The 19500-nt window shown below is 62.4% G+C and carries 16 protein-coding genes; 9 read left to right on the forward strand and 7 right to left on the reverse strand.

The window, feature by feature from the left end; translation table 11 throughout:
• Window positions 1-6: 6 nt before the first annotated feature.
• On the forward strand, window positions 7-2271 hold the full coding sequence (gene parC, locus M1E16_RS02430; RefSeq protein ID WP_305497226.1) for a DNA topoisomerase IV subunit A: 2265 nt from the start codon (window positions 7-9) through the stop codon (window positions 2269-2271).
• Between the two features lie 177 nt (window positions 2272-2448).
• Window positions 2449-3153, forward strand: coding sequence for a PqiC family protein (locus M1E16_RS02435; RefSeq protein WP_305497225.1), 705 nt, complete (start codon window positions 2449-2451; stop codon window positions 3151-3153).
• A gap of 230 nt (window positions 3154-3383) precedes the next feature.
• Here M1E16_RS02435 and M1E16_RS02440 read toward each other — a convergent pair whose 3' ends face one another.
• Complete coding sequence (locus tag M1E16_RS02440; RefSeq protein WP_458129109.1) at window positions 3384-4901, reverse strand: AhpA/YtjB family protein; 1518 nt, start codon at window positions 4899-4901, stop codon at window positions 3384-3386.
• 133 nt (window positions 4902-5034) lie between these two features.
• On the opposite strand from M1E16_RS02440, the gene serB reads away from it, so the two are divergent.
• On the forward strand, window positions 5035-6249 hold the full coding sequence (serB, locus tag M1E16_RS02445; RefSeq protein WP_458129110.1) for a phosphoserine phosphatase SerB: 1215 nt from the start codon (window positions 5035-5037) through the stop codon (window positions 6247-6249).
• A gap of 177 nt (window positions 6250-6426) precedes the next feature.
• Here serB and M1E16_RS02450 read toward each other — a convergent pair whose 3' ends face one another.
• The 4 genes from M1E16_RS02450 to M1E16_RS02465 form a co-directional block, all read right to left on the reverse strand.
• Window positions 6427-8187: a molecular chaperone gene (locus tag M1E16_RS02450; RefSeq protein ID WP_305497222.1), complete on the reverse strand. Its 1761-nt coding sequence runs from the start codon at window positions 8185-8187 to the stop codon at window positions 6427-6429.
• A gap of 126 nt (window positions 8188-8313) precedes the next feature.
• Window positions 8314-9174: an archaetidylserine decarboxylase gene (asd, locus tag M1E16_RS02455; protein WP_458129111.1), complete on the reverse strand. Its 861-nt coding sequence runs from the start codon at window positions 9172-9174 to the stop codon at window positions 8314-8316.
• A 19-nt stretch (window positions 9175-9193) separates the two neighbouring features.
• A complete protein-coding gene (locus tag M1E16_RS02460; RefSeq protein WP_458129112.1) occupies window positions 9194-10009 on the reverse strand; it encodes a rhodanese-like domain-containing protein in 816 nt (271 codons plus the stop codon).
• A gap of 42 nt (window positions 10010-10051) precedes the next feature.
• Complete coding sequence (locus M1E16_RS02465; RefSeq protein ID WP_434696045.1) at window positions 10052-11590, reverse strand: HDOD domain-containing protein; 1539 nt, start codon at window positions 11588-11590, stop codon at window positions 10052-10054.
• A 167-nt stretch (window positions 11591-11757) separates the two neighbouring features.
• On the opposite strand from M1E16_RS02465, the gene motA reads away from it, so the two are divergent.
• On the forward strand, window positions 11758-12609 hold the full coding sequence (motA, locus tag M1E16_RS02470) for a flagellar motor stator protein MotA (RefSeq protein WP_305497215.1): 852 nt from the start codon (window positions 11758-11760) through the stop codon (window positions 12607-12609).
• 3 nt (window positions 12610-12612) lie between these two features.
• On the forward strand, window positions 12613-13659 hold the full coding sequence (gene motB / locus M1E16_RS02475; RefSeq protein ID WP_434696044.1) for a flagellar motor protein MotB: 1047 nt from the start codon (window positions 12613-12615) through the stop codon (window positions 13657-13659).
• A gap of 219 nt (window positions 13660-13878) precedes the next feature.
• On the opposite strand, the gene rsgA is transcribed toward motB, so the two are convergent.
• Window positions 13879-14910, reverse strand: a complete 1032-nt coding sequence (gene rsgA, locus M1E16_RS02480; protein ID WP_217861119.1) for a small ribosomal subunit biogenesis GTPase RsgA — start codon at window positions 14908-14910, stop codon at window positions 13879-13881.
• A 109-nt stretch (window positions 14911-15019) separates the two neighbouring features.
• Here rsgA and orn point away from each other — a divergent pair, with 109 nt between their 5' ends.
• Window positions 15020-15562 carry an oligoribonuclease gene (gene orn / locus M1E16_RS02485; protein WP_305497212.1) on the forward strand — a complete coding sequence of 181 codons (543 nt, stop codon included), beginning with the start codon at window positions 15020-15022 and terminating at the stop codon, window positions 15560-15562.
• A gap of 245 nt (window positions 15563-15807) precedes the next feature.
• On the forward strand, window positions 15808-16419 hold the full coding sequence (locus M1E16_RS02490) for a trimeric intracellular cation channel family protein (RefSeq protein ID WP_305497211.1): 612 nt from the start codon (window positions 15808-15810) through the stop codon (window positions 16417-16419).
• Here M1E16_RS02490 and queG read toward each other — a convergent pair.
• Entirely contained in the window at window positions 16401-17480 is a 1080-nt protein-coding gene (queG, locus tag M1E16_RS02495; RefSeq protein ID WP_434626381.1) for a tRNA epoxyqueuosine(34) reductase QueG, read from the reverse strand. The two genes, M1E16_RS02490 and queG, sit on opposite strands and share 19 nt — an antisense overlap.
• 63 nt (window positions 17481-17543) lie before the next feature.
• On the opposite strand from queG, the gene M1E16_RS02500 reads away from it, so the two are divergent.
• The gene (locus M1E16_RS02500; protein WP_458129113.1) at window positions 17544-19043 is read left to right on the forward strand and encodes an NAD(P)H-hydrate dehydratase; all 1500 of its coding nucleotides are present in this window, start codon (window positions 17544-17546) and stop codon (window positions 19041-19043) included.
• Window positions 19031-19498, forward strand: coding sequence for a tRNA (adenosine(37)-N6)-threonylcarbamoyltransferase complex ATPase subunit type 1 TsaE (tsaE, locus tag M1E16_RS02505; RefSeq protein WP_434602654.1), 468 nt, complete (start codon window positions 19031-19033; stop codon window positions 19496-19498). Before M1E16_RS02500 ends, tsaE begins: the two co-directional genes overlap by 13 nt.
• The last annotated feature ends 2 nt before the right edge of the window (window positions 19499-19500 follow it).

Raw genomic sequence — 19500 nt, forward strand, 5'->3', positions numbered from 1 at the left:
GCCCGCATGAGCGACATTCTTGCAGACAGCTTGGACGGCGTAGAACGCCGATCGCTGGCTGACTTCACCGAAAATGCCTACCTCAATTACTCCATGTACGTGATCATGGACCGCGCCTTGCCGCATATTGGCGACGGTCTGAAGCCGGTCCAACGGCGGATCATCTATGCCATGAGTGAGTTGGGGCTGGACGCCGATTCCAAGCACAAGAAGTCGGCGCGTACCGTCGGTGACGTGCTCGGCAAGTTTCACCCCCACGGCGACTCGGCCTGCTATGAAGCCATGGTGCTGATGGCCCAGCCGTTCAGCTATCGCTACACGCTGGTGGATGGCCAGGGTAACTGGGGTGCGCCGGATGATCCCAAGTCCTTCGCGGCCATGCGGTACACCGAGGCGCGCCTGTCACGTTATTCCGAAGTGCTGCTCAGCGAGCTGGGCCAGGGCACTGCGGACTGGGGGCCGAACTTTGACGGCACCCTCGATGAACCCCTGGTGTTGCCGGCACGTTTGCCGAACATCCTGCTCAATGGCACCACCGGCATTGCCGTGGGCATGGCCACCGACGTGCCGCCGCACAACCTGCGGGAAGTCGCCACAGCGTGCGTGCGCTTGTTGGACGAGCCGAAAGCCACGGTGGAACAGCTCTGCGAACATATCCAGGGCCCGGACTATCCGACCGAAGCGGAAATCATCACGCCGCGTGCCGACCTGCTGAAAATCTATGAGACCGGTCGCGGTTCGGTGCGCATGCGCGCCGTCTATCACGTTGAAGACGGTGACATTATCGTCACCGCGCTGCCGCATCAGGTTTCCGGGGCAAAAGTCCTGGAGCAGATTGCTGCGATGATGCAGGCAAAACCGTCGAAAGCGCCGCAGGTTGCTGACTTGCGCGACGAATCCGACCACGAGAATCCCTGCCGCATCGTGATCATTCCGGTGAACAGCCGGGTCGATCACGACGCGCTGATGCAGCACTTGTTCGCCAGCACCGATCTGGAATCCAGCTATCGGGTGAACATCAACATCATCGGCCTGGACGGCAAGCCGCAGCTGAAAAACCTGCGGGCATTGCTCGTGGAGTGGCTCGAATTCCGGGTCAAGACGGTGCGTCGGCGCCTGCAATTTCGCCTGGACAAGGTCGAGCGTCGCCTGCATCTGTTGGACGGCTTGCTGATTGCCTACCTCAACCTTGATGAAGTGATCCACATCATCCGCACCGAGGAGCATCCCAAGGCCAGCCTGATCGAGCGCTTCGCCCTCAGTGAAATCCAGGCCGACTACATCCTCGACACGCGCCTGCGCCAACTGGCACGCCTGGAAGAAATGAAGCTGCGTGCCGAGCAGGATGAATTGCTCAAGGAACAGGCCAAGCTGCAAGCCTTGCTGGGCAGCGAAGCCAAACTGAAGAAACTGGTACGCACCGAGTTGCTCAAGGACGCCGAAACCTACGGCGATGACCGTCGTTCGCCGATTGTCGAGCGTGCCGAGGCCAAGGCCTTGAGCGAGCACGACCTGTTGCCGAACGAGAAAGTCACCGTTGTACTGTCGGAAAAAGGCTGGGTGCGCTCCGCCAAGGGCCATGACATCGACGCTGCCGGGCTTTCCTACAAGGCCGGGGACGGCTTCAAGGCCTTGGCGCCGGGGCGCTCGAACCAGTTCGCAGTGTTCATCGACTCTACCGGGCGCAGCTATTCGGTGCCGGCCCACACCTTGCCATCGGCGCGTGGCCAGGGTGAACCGCTGACCGGACGATTAACACCTCCGCCGGGTGCAACTTTTGAATGTGTGCTGATGCCTGATGATGACGGGCTGTACGTTATCGCGTCGGACGCCGGCTACGGGTTCGTCGTCAAGGGTGAAGACCTGCAAGCCAAGAACAAGGCGGGCAAGGCGTTGTTGAGCCTGCCGAACAACGCCAAGGTCATTGCCCCGCGCCCGGTCAGCGATCGCGATAACAACTGGCTGGCTTCGGTGACGACCGAAGGTCGGTTGCTGGTCTTCAAGATCAGCGACCTGCCACAGCTTGGGAAAGGCAAAGGCAACAAGATCATCGGGATTCCTGGCGAACGGGTGGCGAGTCGCGAAGAATTTGTCACGGATATTGCAGTGTTACCTGAAGGTGCCACGCTTGTGCTGCAGGCTGGAAAGCGTACGCTTTCACTGAAAGCGGACGATCTTGAGCATTACAAAGGTGAACGCGGTCGGCGGGGCAACAAGCTTCCAAGGGGTTTTCAACGGGTGGATGCACTGCTCGTCGAAAACCTCAATTGACCGTGCTAGAGGGCTCGGTCTGCGATTAAAAGCCGCAGATCGGAACTTTGGCGCTGGAGTCGGAACGCATATTCACGGATGATAGGCCCTTTCAAGCGCCGGCGTAGCCGAGCGTTCTTCATAATGACCGAGTATTTTCACTGTGGTAAGCCTTGTGGCTGCCACCTGGACGGGACGATGACTGCTCTGCGCCTACCTATTTTGTGGCTCGCCGGCCTGCTTGGCCTGGCGGGCTGCAGCATGCACCAGCCGGTGTCGCTGTATCAGCTGGACAGCGGTACCCCGGCCCAGCCTGCGCAAAGCACAGGCATGGCGGTTTTGCTGGGCCCTGTATTGATTGCCGACTACCTGCAACGCGAAACTCTCCTCCAACGCCAACCGGACGGCAGCCTGCAAGCCGCCACGGACGGTCGTTGGGCCGGCAGCCTGTCCTCGGATATCGACCAGCTGCTGCTGCGCCAGGTCGCCGGTCACCTGGACAGTCAGCGCGTGGTGCTGGCGCCGGCTACCCAAGGCTTCACCCCGGATGTGCAGGTCCTGCTGTCGATTACCCGCCTGGACTCGGGTGAATCACAACCGGCGGTACTCGATGCTCAATGGCGGTTGATTGACCGTCGCGGCAAGGTGCGTGAGAACCGCATCGTTCATCTTCAAGAGCAACACGCCGGCACCACGGCGGCGCAGGTTCAGGCCCAGGGTGTGCTGCTGCAACGACTGGCCGAACAGCTGTCCGTCTCGCTCAAGCCGCTGGCCAACCAGCCTCCTATCGCTGAAGTTCCACGCAAGCCCGCTCCCGCCCCGGCCAAGCCGGCAGGAAAGGAAAAGGACAAGATTCCAATGGCCCTGCCGATTCGGACGGACATGGAAGTGTTCCGGTTCTGACGGTTGGTATGGATGCAAGACAAAGCCCGCGTTGATGCGGGCTTTGTTGTTTCTGCTCTTTGGATTTGTGGCGCCTTTCCCGGCCCTTTCGCGAGCAGGCACAGGGGGAGGGCGGCAAGCCACAGATCCACTGTGGGAGCGAGCCTGCTCGCGAAGAGGCCATCGAAGCCAATAAAAAAGCCCGCAGACAATCACTCATCTGCGGGCTTCGTTATTCCAGGCAACGGGACTCAGGCCTGGCGCTCATGCATCCGCGCCAGTTGCCGTTCCAGCATCGACGGATATGGCTCCATCAGTCGTTCCACACAGCAGGCGCCCTCGGGGCTGGCGATCGGACGGATGCGTGCGCGTTGGCGGATCAGCGCATCGTCATTGATCTTGCGTTCCACCAGCAGCAGGTTGCGGCTGTGTTGGGAAAGGGCCAGGGCGTCCTGGGCGGTTTCGGTCAGCAGCAGGTCGATCTGGCTCAGGCCGAACAAGCCATCGCCCAAGGTCAGGCCTAGCTGCAGTTGCAGGGTGATGCCGCTGTCGGCGACTTCGATCTGCAATTGATGACCCAGCGCCCGCAGCAATTCGCCGCAGCAGATGGCGTTGGTCAGGTAGTCGTCGCCGCTGTCCTCGGTGTGGAACAGCATCAGCGTGCTGCCGTCGTTCAGGGTGTGCAGTTCGCCCTGATAAAGCGATGCGGCCTGGTCGAGGCAGTCGCGATAGCGTTCGAGCAGCTCTTTCAGGCGAGCCTGGGGCAGGCGCCGCAATTGGTCCTGGGCGCCCAGTTGCACGGCCAGTACGGCGCTGTGCTGAGGCAGGTTCGAGGCGACAGGGCGGGCGAGCGGTTGTGGTTCGCCGACAATCGAATCGTCGCGCAAATCGGCAAAGGCCTCGTCGTCATCGTCGTCTTCGACAGTGCGCACCACATGTCGCGGCACGGGGCGAGCAGCGGGCAGCGGCGCGCTTTCGTCGAACCCCGGGTCGCGCAGGTTGCGCACCTCGAAGCCCGGCTCCGCATCGTCCTCGTCAACGTAGTCGATGTCTTCAGGTTCTGGCACGGGTTCCGGCTCCGGCGCGAAGGTGGCGTGCAGCTGCCGGGCCAGGTCGCCGATTTCATCCTGGCGCTGGGTGGCTGGCGTGTGTTCGTCGATGTCTCGCAGCCAGACGCGCAACTGCAACAGCGGCGTGGATATATGCCGCCCCAGGCGCAAGCTCAACGCCAGGGCCAATGCCAGCAGGATCGCGCTGAGGATGCCCATGCTTTGCAGGCTGATAGTCATGGGTTGCTGGAACTGGTCCATGTCCAGGCTGATGCGCAGTTGGCCGGCGGTCACGTCCTGGAAGGTAATCTTGCTCTGGTACATGCCGCCGGTTTCGCCGAGCAAGCCTGGCTTGGGACGCTGGCCGGCCTCGGCGAGGATGCGGTTGTCCACGCTGTAGATGGCAGCGTGGGCCACCAGCTTGTTCTTGGTCAGGTTGTTGAGCAGCACATTGAGACTGAGGATGTCGTTGGACACCAGCAGCTCGGTGGCGGACGTGGCGGTCTGGGTGGTCAGGCTTTCGCCCAGGGCATCCGCCTGCTCGTGCATGGCCTGCTTGAATTGCAGGCCCATCACGCAGGCATAGATGACCAGGGCCAAGGCGACCAGGATCACGTTATGGCTGGCAATGCGCAATGCGATCGGCACGCGGCGATGGCGCAATGCACGGAAGATCAGCAGGAAGAAATTGTCGGTTTTGACTGGCGTGGGCCGGTTCACTGAGCTCGGCTCTTTGTCCGTGAAATTGACGCGCAGTATAGCGACAGCCCCATGACCGGCAAAGCACTGGCGGTGCCCGATGGTCACTGAATGTGAGTAGAATGCGGTTTTTTTCCACCTGCGGGGGTGCGCCTTGCGCGAAATCGTCCTGATAAACATCACTGGCAGCGACCGTCCGGGTCTGACTGCGGCCATTACCGGCGTTCTGGCCCAGGGTGGTGTGAACATTCTCGACATCGGTCAGGCGGTGATCCACGACACGCTGTCGTTTGGCATCCTGGTTGAAATCCCGGACGCCGAACACAGCAAATCGGTGCTCAAGGACATCTTGTTCACCGCATACAAGCTTGATCAGCAGGTGCGTTTCACCCCGGTTTCCGAGGAAGATTACCAACAGTGGGTGGCTGGCCAGGGCAAGAAGCGCCATATCGTGACGCTGTTGACCCGCAAGGTGACCGCCGAGCAATTGCAGCGTGTCAGTTCGATCACTGCCCAATACGGCTTGAACATCGACCATATCGACCGACTGTCCGGGCGCATGCCGCTGGATACTCCGGCCGATCAAGGCAAGGGCTGCATCGAGTTTTCCGTGCGCGGCGAACCCGCCGATCCCCAGGCTTTGCGCGCCGAGTTCCTCAGCGTGGCGCAGGAGCTGAACGTCGACATCGCCTTCCAGGAGGATTCGCTGTTTCGCCGCAACCGTCGCCTGGCGGTGTTCGACATGGACTCGACGTTGATCGAAGCCGAGGTCATCGATGAGTTGGCCAAGGCTGCTGGCGTGGGCGACAAGGTGTCGGCGATTACCGAGCGGGCGATGGCCGGCGAGCTGGATTTCCGCGCCAGCTTCAAGGAGCGCCTGGCGTTGCTCAAAGGCCTGGATGTCAGTGTGCTCGACTCGATCGGTGCCTCGTTGCGCCTGACCGAAGGCGCCGAAACCTTGTTCGCCGAGCTCAAGCGCCTGGGTTACAAGACCGCCATCCTGTCCGGCGGCTTCACTTATTTTGCCAAACAGCTGCAGGCCAGACTCGGCATCGACTATGTGTTCGCCAACGAACTGGAAGTAGTGGATGGCAAGGTCACCGGCGTGGCTGTCGAGCCGATCGTCGATGCCCAGCGCAAGGCGGACCTGCTGCGTGAACTGGCGGCGAAAGAGGGCCTGCGCCTGGAGCAGACCATCGCGGTAGGGGACGGCGCCAATGACTTGCCGATGCTCGCGATCGCCGGGCTGGGCGTGGCGTTCCGGGCCAAGCCGCTGGTCAAGCAATCGGCCAGGCAGGCCATTTCGACCTTGGGGTTGGATGGGGTGTTGTACTTGCTGGGCTTCAGGGATCGCGACGGACAGATTTGAGCCCTGCATCAATTTTCAGGGCATCCGCTCTTGTGGCGAGGGAGCTTGCTCCCGCTCGGCTGCGAAGCAGTCGTAATCCAGGCGACGCGTTATTTCAGGTACACCGTGTCGCTCGGTTTGGGGCCGCTGCGCAGCCCAGCGGGAGCAAGCTCCCTCGCCACGGGAGCGGGTCGCTTTCTAGAGTGACTTCCACAGCGAATCAAAATCGCCTTCCTTGTCACTGCCATCCCCGCCGGTGCCTGAGTCTTCGGGGTGATAAGCAAACTGATTGAAGCTGTGGGTGCTGGTCACGCGCCGATCCAGCGAGGCCCGTCTTTCCTGTCCGTTGGTATTGATCAATACCCGCTGGCCTTCCTGGAAGGGCAGGCGCGGAGCGATCATCGTGGGCGGCAGGTCGATCGCGCTGATTTCCGGCAGCAGCAGCCCCCGTAAGTAGTGGCCTTGCTCGTTCTGCTCGCGCGCCAATTGCACGCCGCAAGGCTGGGCATGGGGAGCTACCAGTTCAATGCCCATTTGCATCGCACCGTTGCGCACCTGCCGGATCCAGCGGACCACGGCGATACTCCAGGCCTGGTCGCTGGTGTCACGAATCCCGACCATCTCCCCGGCCTGCAATTGCTCCGGCACTTCCTTCGGCCAGCCGAGGCAGTACCCACCCGGGCTGTGATTGATGATCGGCAGCTCAAAGGTCGGGAAATGATGCTGGTTATCGGAACTGGCGCCGTCGTCATCGGCCGGGTTGACCGGATACTCGATTTCCTCGTAGGGCAAGAGGTCGCTGTCGCCAGCTGGCGCGGCGTCGAACGCCTGGTTCCAGGTGTCGTTGGTTTTGGTCGGCGAGGCCTCGAACCGGGCCTTGCGCATGGCCGGGTTCTTCAGGATTTCGCTGAAGGAACGTTCGCCCCCAAGGTAATAGTGCAGCGCGCTCATGCCCACGCACAGGGTCAGCGTGCCGTTGCCTTCGGTGCGTTGGAAGCTGCGTTCGGCAGCTTCGCCCCAGGCCGCTTGCAGATGATGCAAGGTGTCGGCACTCATGCCGGCAGGTACCGCCAGGGACGAGTCGCCAGGTTGCGCCAGGTGAGCGCTGATGGCACGTACCAGGGGCTGGGGATCGAACCCCTGCAGGCTGGGTTGCTGTTCGGCGCGAAATTTGGAGCGATAGCGCGGCCCTACATCCAGTTGTGGTGCGACGGCAAACAGGCTGGCGGCGGTGACGGCCGGGTCGAGCTTGACGCTCTGGCTCCACGGCTCCAGCACCTCGGCCAGCCGGGCGATCTGGCTCTGGCGTAACTGGTTGCTGCGCGACGCGCCCAGCAGCAGGGCGACGACGTAGGTCTGCTCGGCATTCAATTGAGGGACCTGGCTGGCCAGCTCATCGCCCACGCTGAGGTGTTGCAACCGATGCTGGCAGGCGATCCGGTACAGCTGGTGCAAATCGAGCCATAAACCTTCAGGCACGGGGCTGTATAGCTGGCTGGCTCGCAACAGCGTGCCGTCGAGGGCATGTATCGCCCGTTGCAGCGCTGTCGCCAGCAGGCGCGCCCGGTCCTTGGTGAATTTTGGCGAGATGCGCGCAACGATTTGTTTGTATCCCATCGCCAAATGAGTCTGCAGGGCCTGGCTCAGGTTGACGATCTTGCGCGAGCGCTCATCCAGCACGATGGCCTGTTGCAGGAAGTGTCGCTCCAGGTGCTTGCAGACGTAATAAACCTCGGGCCGCAACAGTTCGAGCAGTTGCAGGCGGTTTTCACTCGGGGTGAGCAACTGGTTCAGTTCACCGAGCGCCTGGTACAGCAGGCGCGCGGTTTCACCGATGTTGGCCTTGGGCAGGTTGCCGATCCAGCGCTTGAGATCGCGTGGCGTGGCATCGCAGAAGGACAGGCGCGACTGGGTCGGTGTCGAGACGCGCAGTAACTGGAGAGGGCTGGTCTCATTCATGCCGTGGATGGGCTCCGGCGGGAAATGAAGGGAATGTTTCCAACTCTAGCAGGTGTGGGCGAAAGATCATGCTGCGGCGACACCTGGCGCCGGCGATGGCAGCGACCGAATTCGCTGCCTCGGTGATCAAGCCTTGGGTAATGCCAGTCCTTGACCCATCTGCACCGGCGAGCCGGCTACAAGGTCTTCGGCCCACTTCACTTGATCCGGCCCGAACAGCACGATAGCGGTCGAACCCAGTTTGAAGCGGCCCAGCTCGGCACCCTTCGCCAGGTGAATCGGCGCACGGGCGGCTTCGTCATAACGGAAGGTCTTGAGTTCGCGCTTGGGCGGTGTCACCAGGCCGGCCCAGACCGTCTCGATGGACGCCACGATCATTGCACCCACCAGCACCACGGCCATCGGCCCGCGTTCGGTGTCGAAAATGCACGCTACGCGTTCGTTGCGGGCGAACAGCTCCGGAACGTTTTCGGCTGTGGTCTGGTTGACCGAGAAAATGCGCCCCGGGATATAGACCATTTCCCGCAGCGTGCCGGCCAACGGCATGTGCACGCGGTGGTAATCCTTGGGCGACAGGTAAATCGTCGCGAAGTCGCCGCCCATGAATGGCGCCGCGTTGGCCGCATCGCCGCCGAGCAGTTCCAGCACGCTGAAGCTGTGGCCCTTGGCCTGGAACACGCGGCCATGCTCGATCGGGCCGAGCTGGCTGACGGCGCCGTCGGCGGGGCTCAGAATCGCGCCTGGGGTTTGATCCAGGGGGCGGGCACCGTCTTTCAGCGCGCGGGTGAAGAAAGCGTTGAAGTGCTCATAGGCGCTCAGGTCTTCCACCAGGGCCTGGGACATATCCACCTGGTAGCGCTTGGCGAACCAGGCCGTAAAGGCGTTCTTGAACCAGCGCACGCGGCATTCGGCGATGCAGCCGGCGAGGCGCGACAGCAAGTGGTGCGGCAGCAGGTATTGGGAAAGGATGAACAAGCGGTTCTTCATTAAATGTCCTTAGGAATCTTCAAAGCTCGATCGGGGTGTCAGGGTGGTTGCCCCATTCGCCCCAGGAACCGGCGTAGCCTTTGACTCGCGGATAACCGAGCGCCTTGGCCACCAGATAGGTGAAGCCAGAGCGGTGATGAGTCTGGCAGTGGGTAACGATTTCCTTGTCGGGTGTAATACCCAACTGTTCGAGGATCTCGGGCATGTCCTTGCGAATGCGCAGGTTGCGCGTCGGGTCCATGCCGGCGGTCCATTCGAAGTTCACCGCGCCGGGAATATGGCCGCCCCTGGCCGCGACGACTTTTTCGCCGGAGTACTCCAGCGGGCCGCGTGCATCCCAGATGGCCAGGTCGGCAGCGCCGAGGCGGCCTTGCAGGTATTCGCGGGTGGCAGTGGGTTCGTCGTGCAGCACAAGGCTCACCGGGCCTGCGCCGGGCGCGGGCATTTCAGTGGACACCGGCAGGCCCTCATCCAGCCAGGACAGCAAGCCACCGTCGAGGTAGTGGTAATTCGAATGACCGATCACGTCCAACAGCCAGATGAAGCGCCCGGCCCAACCACCGCCTTCATCGTCATACACCACGTAGACGGCGTTGGGGTTGTGTCCGAGTTCGCCGAACAGCGCCTCAAGGTCGGCTTTTGCCGGCAACAGGCCTGGGGCCGGAGGCTGACCCAGTTGCGTGCGCTTGGGATCGACGAAACGCGCGCCGGGGATGTGCCCGTTGCTGTAGCGGGCCGCGCTGGTGAGGTCCACCAGAATCAGCTCGGGAACATCGAGGCGCGGCCGCAGTTCGCTCGGTTCGATTACCAGCGGCAAGCCAGAGAAGTCAGGCATGTGAGGCCTCCTGGGGCGCAAAGGGAAAGGATTGTAGCAAGTTCAGCGGCCGCGGTTGGTGAAGCTGTGCAGGGCGCGCTCGATGCACTGCACGGTTTTACCGAAAGCTTGTACCGTCACATCCGAAAACGGTCCGCCGCCCTGGTCTACCGCCACCAGCATAATCACTCGACCGTTACAGGCCAGAGAGCGCAGCAGCAAGTGTTCGCCGCGAAACAGGCTGCGCAGGCCCGCTGGCAGCAATGCCGAATATTGGGCGTTGTTTTGCGGGGTCAGGCGAACCTGGGCCTGCTGGGCAAGTAATCGTTGCAAAATTTTGCTTTGGCTGATGGAGAAGCTCATGGCCGCCGCTTCCTTGGGCAAACCGGCAGTCTGATGCACGCGTACGCTGGTCTGGCTGCGGTCGGCCATCAAGATCATGACCCGGCGCATGCCACATGCCGCTAGCGCATCCCGTGCCGAGGTGGTCAGGTGCATGGCGTTGCGGAACGGGCTCGGCTCCACCAGCAACGCGGCGCATTGTCTGCGCCATTGGCTCAGGTCCTGGGCGCTGGGCGGGGCGGCGGGCAGCAAACCTGGGTGGACCCGCTTGCTGCCCGGCGGCCAGATCAGCGCCACGGCGGGATGCCAGAGGTCCGGCATGGCGTGCTGGCGCGCGCTGTTGGCGGCCTGTTGATGAAGCTGTTGCTGAATGTCGTCCATCGGCATCTGCAGATACAGGCTGGTGAGGTATTGCCAGCGGGCACTGTGCGGGCTGTCCCACGCCTGCTGTGCCGAAAGTGCCAGGCCGTTGGCCAGCAGCACGGTGTTGGCTGGCTGATTGAGCCAGCGCCGCAGGGTCGGGTCGTCGTCCAGGCGATTCTGTTGGCGCAGTGGATGCTCACTGTCGCGCGCAATGCGCAGCACTTTGACCAGTTCGCGACGCTCGTTGAGCAGCAGGCGATAGCCCTGCGCTACCCAGATCGGCAGGCGCCAGGTCTCCACCAATGCCAGGCAGATTTTCAGCAGGCTGACGCCGAACAGTTCACGCTCCACTTCGCCGGCTGGCTGGCCTTTATGAACGACGCGCAGCTCCCATTCCCCGAGCAATCGTGGATGAGTCAGGGCCAGCGGCCAGAGCGGTGACAGGAACAGCAGGCTGCCCCAATGGATGTCTTGCCACAGCCGCGCCAGGCGGCTGGCAAAAAAACCGTTGGCCTGTTGCGTGGCGTGCTGGCTGATCAATTGCAACTGGCGCAGGGCCAAGGGAATCTGCTGCCCCGGCAGTGAGGGCAGGCGAGCAAGCAGTTCTTCGGTGCGCTTGAGGCCGAGGCGGTTGATGGCCACCTCAAGGTTTTCCGCCGGTTCCGCCAGGGTACCGTGCGTGTGGTGGTTGGCTTCGCGGATGACGCTCAGGGCCAGCGCGGGGCTGTCCTGCATCAGTTCGGCGATGTCACGCAGCGAGCGGCGACTGTCGCCAATCGCCTTGCAGACCAAGTCGTGGCTGGCCTGGGGTACCGGCAGGTGCACGCCCTCGAGCAGCTTTACCCAGCCTTCGAGGGTGGTCGGTCTTGGAGTTGGGACGTTCGTTTCGTTAGCCATGGTTGGACGTGATCATCGCATGGGGTATCTACGCCCGGAACGGGGCAAAATTGGCTTTTCGCCGGAACTGGCTATAGTCTGGCGCAGTTTTGCCGATAAGTAGAAGAAGAGATTTTTCAGCTTCCGAATATGACCTTGAACCCGACTTAAATAAGTACTTTCTATCTATGGCTAAAATTATCGGCATCATCGTCGTGTTCGCGAGCGTGCTCGGCGGATACGTGCTCTCCCATGGCAAGATTGCCGCGCTGGTCCAGCCTTTCGAGGTGTTGATCATCGGCGGTGCCGCCCTTGGTGCATTCCTGCAGGCCAACCCTGGCTATATGACAATGCATGTGCTCAAGAAATCCTTGAGCATGTTCGGCTCGCGTTTCAGCCACACCTTCTATCTCGAGGTGCTGGGGCTGGTCTACGAGATCCTCAACAAAAGCCGCCGCGAAGGCATGATGGCGATCGAGGGTGACATCGAAGACGCCGCCGCCAGCCCGATCTTCGCCAAGTACCCCTCGGTGCTGAAAGACGAGCGCATGACGGCGTTCATCTGTGACTACCTGCGCATCATGTCGTCCGGCAACATGGCCCCCCACGAGCTTGAAGGTTTGTTCGACATGGAGCTGTACAGCCTCAAGGAAGACCTTGAGCACCCGTCTCATGCAGTTAACGGCATCGCCGACGGCATGCCCGGCTTCGGTATCGTTGCGGCGGTATTGGGCATCGTGGTGACCATGGCATCCCTGGGTGAAGGCGATCAGGCGTCCATCGGCCTGCACGTGGGCGCGGCATTGGTGGGTACTTTCTTCGGTATTCTGGCGGCGTACGGTTTCTTCGGCCCGCTGGCCCATTCCCTGGCGCATGACGCCAAGGAAGAACTCAACGTCTATGAGGCCATCAAGGCCTCCCTGGTGGCTTCGGCCTCGGGCATGCCGCCGTCCCTGGCGGTGGAGTTCGGTCGCAAGGTCCTGTACCCGGCGCACCGTCCAAGCTTCGCCGAGCTGGAACAAGCGGTTCGCGGTCGTTAAGCCATGGAAAATAACCAGCCCATTATAGTCAAGCGCGTCAAGCGCATTGCCGGCGGGCACCACGGGGGCGCCTGGAAAATTGCCTTCGCCGACTTCGCCACGGCGATGATGGCGTTCTTCCTGGTGCTGTGGCTGCTGTCCACCGCGACCCCGGAACAGAAAATCGCCATTGCCGGTTACTTCAAGGATCCGATCGGTTTTTCCGAGAGCGGCACACCGTACATCATCGACCTGGGCGGCTCGCCGGTCCTGGCGCCGGAAAATACCCTCAACCCCGAGGTCAAATCCCAGCCTCAGCCTGACAAGGCGACTGTCGACGCCAATGAGGCCGAGGGCATGGCCGAGCAGGTCGAGCGCGAACGCCTGGAATTGCTCCTGCAGGAATTGCAGAACAAGGTTGAAGAGAACCCGGAACTGCAGAAATTCAAGGACCAGATCCTTTTCGAGATCACACCGAACGGCCTGCGCATCCAGATCATGGACGCTGATAACCGTCCGATGTTCGACTCTGGCAGTGCGCGCCTGAAGCCGTATTTCGAAGACATCCTGCTGGCCATGGCCGATACCATCAAAGCGGTGCCGAACAAGATCAGCATCAGTGGCCACACCGATGCCAAGCCTTACGTCGGCAAAGGCGACTTCGGTAACTGGGAACTGTCGGCCAACCGGGCCAACGCGGCACGGCGTGCCCTGGTGGCGGGCAGCTATCCGGATGAGCAGGTGGCGCGGGTCGTCGGTTATGCGTCTTCGGCACTGTTCGATCGCAAGGATCCGTTCAACCCGGTCAACCGCCGCATCGACATCGTGGTGTTGACCAAGAAAGCCCAGAAAGCCATCGAAGGTTCGCAAACCGACGATCCGGTTCCAGACCCGGCCCCGGGCGAGGGAGCGCCGGGCGAAGTGCCTACATCGCCCGCCACGCCTGGCGCGGCCGCCGATCCGAACGCGCTGCCGGCGGACCAGCAACCAGTGCCGGCCCATGAGTTGCGCGAGCGCCTGAACCTGTTCGACGACGCCGCGCCGAAACCGGCGGAGCCGCCAGCGCAGTGACCCAATAAAAAGCCGACATCATTGTCGGCTTTTTTATGAGCACTGTTCAGTTGAGACTTGCTTGCTTTTTGTGGCGAGGGAGCTTGCTCCCGCTCGGCTGCGCAGCAGTCGCAAAACCGGCCGATCCGGTCTGTCTGAAGAACAGCCGGGCCTGCTTCGCAGGCCAGCGGGAGCAAGCTCCCTCGCCACAGGAGAGATCAGCCTTGCATTGCCTGCAGGTCAGTAACTGCTTTCCGGCAAGCTCGCGATGATCGAGCGGTAGCTGTTCATCCGTTGTTGATGCACGCGGCCTTCTTCCAGCGCCTTGAGCAAGGCGCAGCCGGGTTCGCGGTCGTGCTTGCAGTCGCGGAAGCGGCAGGTGCCGATCAGGTCGTTGAACTCGATGAACCCGGCTTCGACATCCGCCCGGCTGACGTGGCCCAGGCCAAACTCGCGGATGCCCGGCGAGTCGATCAGCTCACCGCCGCCGGGAAAGTGGAACAGCCGCGCGGTGGTGGTGGTGTGGGTGCCCTGGCCGGACAGCTCGGACAACGGCCCGACGCGGGTCTCGACTTCCGGCAGCAGGCTGTTGACCAATGAAGACTTGCCGACCCCGGACTGGCCGACGAACACGCTGATGCGCCCGTCGAGTTGCTGCTGCAATTGCTCCATGCCGTTGCCGTGGTGGGCCGAGACTTCCAGCACCGGGTAACCCAGATCCCGATAGACCGACAGCAGGGCGTTCAGCGCCGGGGCGTTGTGTTCGTCGATCAGGTCGAACTTGTTGAGCAACAGCAACGGGCGGATGCCGGCGTGTTCGGCCGCCACCAGGTAACGGTCGATCAGGTTGGCGTGGGGCTCAGGCAGCGGGGCGAAGACAATCACGATCATGTCGACGTTGGCCGCCACCGGCTTGAGCTGGCCCCGGCTGTCCGGGCGGCACAGCTCGGTGTGGCGCGGCAGTTGCGCGACGATCACGCCGATGCCCTGGTTGCCGGCCCGCCAGACCACCTGGTCGCCGGTCACCAGCGCCGGCAGGTTGGCCCGCAAATGGCAACGGAATACCTGGCCGGCCAACTCGCCTTCCTGGGCCTCGACCTCGACCTGGACGCCGAAATGCGCGATCACCAGTCCGGTCTGCTCAGGGCCCAGGTCTCCGCCCTCCAGGGCCTCGACGGCACTGGATTCACGTTTGGCTGCGCGGGCGGCGCGCTCGCCCTGGATCTTTTCGATGCGCCAGTTTTGACGACGATTGAGTTGGCGTTTGGCCATGGGTGTTCCGTATGAAGAAATGCAGCGAATAGGGTAAAACGGCGGCGAGTTTAGCACGCCCGACCGGTTGCCTAGGCTAAACTGCGCAGCTAAGCCGAGGAGCTCCCCCATGCAAAACCCGCAGAACCTGATCTGGATCGACCTGGAAATGACCGGTCTGAACCCTGACACCGACGTCATCATCGAAATGGCCACCATCGTCACCGACAGCGATCTCAACACCCTGGCCGAGGGCCCGGTGATTGCGATCCACCACAGTGATGAGGTGCTGGCCGGCATGGACGAGTGGAACACCCGCCAGCACGGCGGCTCGGGCCTGACCCAACGGGTGCGCGAGAGCAGGATCAGCATGGCTGAAGCCGAAGCCCAGACCATCGCCTTCCTGGAACAATGGGTGCCAAGGGGCAAGTCGCCGATCTGTGGCAACAGCATCTGCCAGGACCGTCGCTTCCTTTATACCCACATGAAATCCCTGGAAAGCTATTTCCATTACCGCAACCTGGATGTCTCCACGCTCAAGGAGCTGGCCGCCCGCTGGGCGCCAGAGGTGCGTGACAGTTTCCAGAAGGGCAGCACCCACCTGGCCCTGGATGACATCCGCGAATCCATCGCCGAGTTGCAGCATTATCGCAAGCACTTCATCAAGTTCTGATCGAAAGCGCTCTTGCGGCAAGGGCCCGCTCTTGTGGCGAGGGAGCTTGCTCCCGCTGGCCTGCGAAGCAGGCCCCAGCAGTTTTCCAGGAAGACTCAATTGTCCGGTTTGCGACTGCTGCGCAGCCGAGCGGGAGCAGGCTCCCTCGCCACAGGGGATCCTCTCAGCCAGGGTCGGCGCCGCGCCCCCTTTTGGTGCCTGCCCAAACTGGCTAGACTGCGCGCCTTCCCGCAAGGACTGCCACCATGTTGCTGATGCTGTATCTGATCGCCATTACCGCCGAAGCCATGACCGGCGCCTTGTCTGCCGGGCGGCGTGGCATGGACTGGTTCGGCGTGGTGCTGATCGCCTGTATCACGGCGCTGGGTGGCGGCTCGGTGCGCGACGTGCTGCTGGGGCATTACCCGCTGACCTGGGTCAAGCATCCGGAATACCTGGTGCTGACGACCGCGGCGGCCATGTTGACGGTATTCCTCGCGCGCTGGATGCGTCACCTGCGCTCGCTGTTCCTGGTGCTCGATGCCGTCGGGCTGGTGGCGTTTACCTTGATCGGCTGCATGACCGCGCTGGAAATGGGCCATGGCATGTTGGTGGCCTCGGTCAGTGGGGTGATTACCGGGGTTTTTGGCGGCATTCTCCGGGATATCTTCTGTAACGACATCCCGTTGATTTTCCGTCGCGAACTCTATGCCAGCGTCTCGTTCGCCGCTGCGTGGTGCTACCTGCTGTGTGTCTACCTGCAATTACCCAGCGAGCAGGCGATTCTGATCACCCTGTTTGGTGGTTTCCTGCTGCGGCTCCTGGCGATCCGGTTTCACTGGGAAATGCCCAAGTTCGTCTATAACGACGAAGTCTGACGCTCGGCATGTTGGCGCAGCGCCCATTGCACATGTTCCTGCACCAGGGCTGACGGATAATCCTGTCGAGCCTTCAACGCCTCCAGCACGGGAATTGTCGTCGGCGCATTGCCAAGCCCCACCGCCAGGTTACGCAGCCAGCGCTCATAACCGGCGCGGCGTAATGGCGAACCTTCGGTGCTGCTGAGAAACCTGTCCTCATCCCACATGAACAGCTCGGCCAGTTCGGCATTGTCCAGGTTGTGGCGTGGCTTGAAGTCGCCTTCCGCGGAGGGCCGGGCGAAGCGATTCCACGGGCAGACGATCTGGCAGTCATCGCAACCGAACACCCGATTGCCGATCAGCGGCCGCAGCTCCTCGGGGATAGCGTTTTTCAGTTCGATCGTGAGGTAGGAGATGCAACGCCGGGCATCCAATACGTAGGGACCAACGAAGGCGTTGGTCGGGCAGATGTCCAGGCAGGCGGTGCATTTTCCGCAATGCTCGGTGCCGTGGGGCGGGTCCACCGGCAGCGGCAGGTCGACGAACAGCTCGCTGAGGAAGAAATAGCTGCCGGCCTTGCGGTTCAACACCAGGGTGTTTTTGCCGATCCAGCCCAGCCCGGCCTGTTCGGCAATGGCTTTTTCCAGCACCGGTGCGCTGTCGACAAACGCGCGATAGCCGAAGGGGCCGATGGCTGCCTGGATTTTTTCTGCCAATTGCTGCACGCGTTTACGGATCAATTTGTGGTAATCGCGGCCCAACGCATAACGCGAGACGTAGGCTTTTTCCGGTTCGCCAAGCAATTGCGCCATTCGGGTGTCGCCCGGCAGGTAGTCCATGCGCAGGGACACCACCCGCAGTGTGCCCGGAACCAGTTCTTCCGGGTGCGAGCGTTTGCTGCCGTGGGCGCCCATGTAATCCATTTCGCCGTGGTAGCCGGCTTCGAGCCAGCGTTGCAAGTGCTGCTCATGCTCGCCAAGGTCCAGGCCGCTGATGCCGACTTGCTGGAAACCCAGCTCGCGGCCCCAGTCCTTGATGGATTGGGCGAGGGCGGGGAGGTCTGTGGGAATGGCAGGCATGAGGCGAGAGAAACCGGAGCTGAGATGCGTATAATTCTGCCAGACATCGGAGCCCGAAGACGCATGCCGCAGACTAAAGATGAATTTCCCGACGCGCTGTACAGTGCCGCGCAAGTCCGGGCCCTCGACGCACAACTGATCGCGGCGGGCACCAGCGGCTTCGAATTGATGCAGCGCGCCGCCCGCGCCACCTGGCGAGCGATCGTCCGGCGCTGGCCTGAAGCCGGCGAGTTGACCGTATTCGCCGGCCATGGCAACAACGCCGGCGATGGCTACCTGGTGGCGACTCTGGCCCGGCGTGCCGGCTGGGCGGTCCGGGTACTGGCGGTAGGCGAGCCCCGGCGGTTGCTGGGTGATGCCGCCAATGCCCATGCCGAAGCCGTGGCGGTCGGTGTGCCGGTGGAACCTTGGTCGGATGATTGCGAATTGCGCGGTGTCCTGCTCGACGCGTTGCTCGGCACCGGGGCGAGCGGTGACGTTCGCGAACCGTATGTCCGGGCAATCGACACCATCAATGTCAGCGGGTTACCGGTCGCTGCGGTGGATATCCCTTCCGGGTTGTGTGCCGACACCGGTCGGGTGCTGGGTACCGCAGTGACGGCGGACCTGACCGTGACCTTCATTGGCCTGAAGCTTGGTCTGTTCACCGGCGATGCGGCGGATCGGGTGGGAGAGTTGGTATTCAACGACCTGCACGCGGACCCGGACCTCGTTGACGCGGCGCCGGCCAACGCTCGATTGCTCTTGCCGCATAACCTGCCGCGTCTGCCGCCCCGTGCGCCTTCAGCCCACAAGGGCAAGTTTGGTCATGTGCTGTTGATTGGCGGCGACCGCGGTTTTGGCGGCGCCATCCAGATGAGCGCCGAAAGCGCCTTGCGCAGCGGTGCGGGGATGGTTTCGATGGCGACCCGCAGCGAGCATGTGGCCGCCGCGCTGGTGCGTTTGCCCGAGGTGATGGTGCAAGGCACCCATTCGGCTAACCAGTTGATGGGGCTGCTCAAGCAGGCCAGTGTGCTGGTGGTGGGGCCGGGCCTGGGCCAGGCCGCTTGGGGGCGCAGCCTGTTGTCGGCGGCGGCCAATGCGTCGCTGCCGCAGGTGTGGGATGCCGATGCGCTGAATTTGTTGAGCCATGGCGTGGTCAGTCTGCCGGAGCAGTGCATCATCACCCCGCATCCGGGCGAGGCCGCGCGACTGCTGGGGATTTCCACCGTGCAGGTGCAGGCCGATCGTCCAGCGGCGGCCCACGCATTGAGCAAAAAATACCGAGCCAGCGTGATTCTCAAAGGCGCCGGTAGCCTGATCGCCAGCCCGGACGGGCGCCTGGCGGTTTGCGGTCAGGGTCATCCGGCGATGGCCACCGCTGGCCTGGGGGATGTCCTCGCTGGCGTGGCCGGCGCTTTGCTGGCCCAGGGAATGGAAGGATTCGAAGCCGCGTGCCTGGCCGTCTGGCTGCATGCCAATGCCGGGGTGCAGGTCGGTCGCTCGGGCCGCGGATTGGCCGCGACCGATCTGATTCCGGCCATTCGTCAGTTGTTGGAGGAGCACTCACCGTGTCTGAAGTAACCCTGTACGTGGCGGACGAACAAGCCATGACACAATTTGGCGCCCGCATCGCGCAGATCACCGCAGGCCATGGTCTGATTTTTCTCGAAGGCGACCTTGGCGCGGGGAAAACCACCCTGTCCCGTGGCATCATTCGCGGCCTCGGGCATGTCGGCTCGGTCAAGAGCCCCACGTTCACATTGGTCGAGCCCTACGAGATCGGTGATACCCGCGCCTTCCATTTCGACTTGTATCGACTGGTCGATCCTGAGGAGCTGGAGTTTCTCGGGATCCGTGATTATTTCGAAGATGACGCCTTGTGCCTGATCGAATGGCCTCAGAAGGGTGCAGGCTTTTTGCCAAAGCCCGACCTGACCATTACCATTGGCGCGCAGAACGGCGGGCGTTCGCTGAAACTGACGCCGCAAGGCTCGCGTGGCGAGTCGTGGTGTGCCGCTCTGGCACTGGAAAACTAATT

The sequence above is a fragment of the Pseudomonas sp. Z2-11 genome (genome assembly GCF_054161305.1).

Bases quoted from the DNA above. Each gene is read 5' to 3' on its own strand.
- M1E16_RS02460 (WP_458129112.1), bottom strand. From the start codon at position 10,009: ATGCCTGACTTCTCTGGCTTGCCGCTGGTAATCGAACCGAGCGAACTG.
- queG (WP_434626381.1), bottom strand. From the start codon at position 17,480: ATGCCTGCCATTCCCACAGACCTCCCCGCCCTCGCCCAATCCATCAAG.
- M1E16_RS02465 (WP_434696045.1), bottom strand. From the start codon at position 11,590: ATGGCTAACGAAACGAACGTCCCAACTCCAAGACCGACCACCCTCGAA.
- asd (WP_458129111.1), bottom strand. From the start codon at position 9,174: ATGAAGAACCGCTTGTTCATCCTTTCCCAATACCTGCTGCCGCACCAC.
- M1E16_RS02450 (WP_305497222.1), bottom strand. From the start codon at position 8,187: ATGAATGAGACCAGCCCTCTCCAGTTACTGCGCGTCTCGACACCGACC.
- M1E16_RS02500 (WP_458129113.1), top strand. From the start codon at position 17,544: ATGCCGCAGACTAAAGATGAATTTCCCGACGCGCTGTACAGTGCCGCG.
- M1E16_RS02490 (WP_305497211.1), top strand. From the start codon at position 15,808: ATGTTGCTGATGCTGTATCTGATCGCCATTACCGCCGAAGCCATGACC.
- parC (WP_305497226.1), top strand. From the start codon at position 7: ATGAGCGACATTCTTGCAGACAGCTTGGACGGCGTAGAACGCCGATCG.
- M1E16_RS02435 (WP_305497225.1), top strand. From the start codon at position 2,449: ATGACTGCTCTGCGCCTACCTATTTTGTGGCTCGCCGGCCTGCTTGGC.
- rsgA (WP_217861119.1), bottom strand. From the start codon at position 14,910: ATGGCCAAACGCCAACTCAATCGTCGTCAAAACTGGCGCATCGAAAAG.
- motB (WP_434696044.1), top strand. From the start codon at position 12,613: ATGGAAAATAACCAGCCCATTATAGTCAAGCGCGTCAAGCGCATTGCC.
- orn (WP_305497212.1), top strand. From the start codon at position 15,020: ATGCAAAACCCGCAGAACCTGATCTGGATCGACCTGGAAATGACCGGT.
- motA (WP_305497215.1), top strand. From the start codon at position 11,758: ATGGCTAAAATTATCGGCATCATCGTCGTGTTCGCGAGCGTGCTCGGC.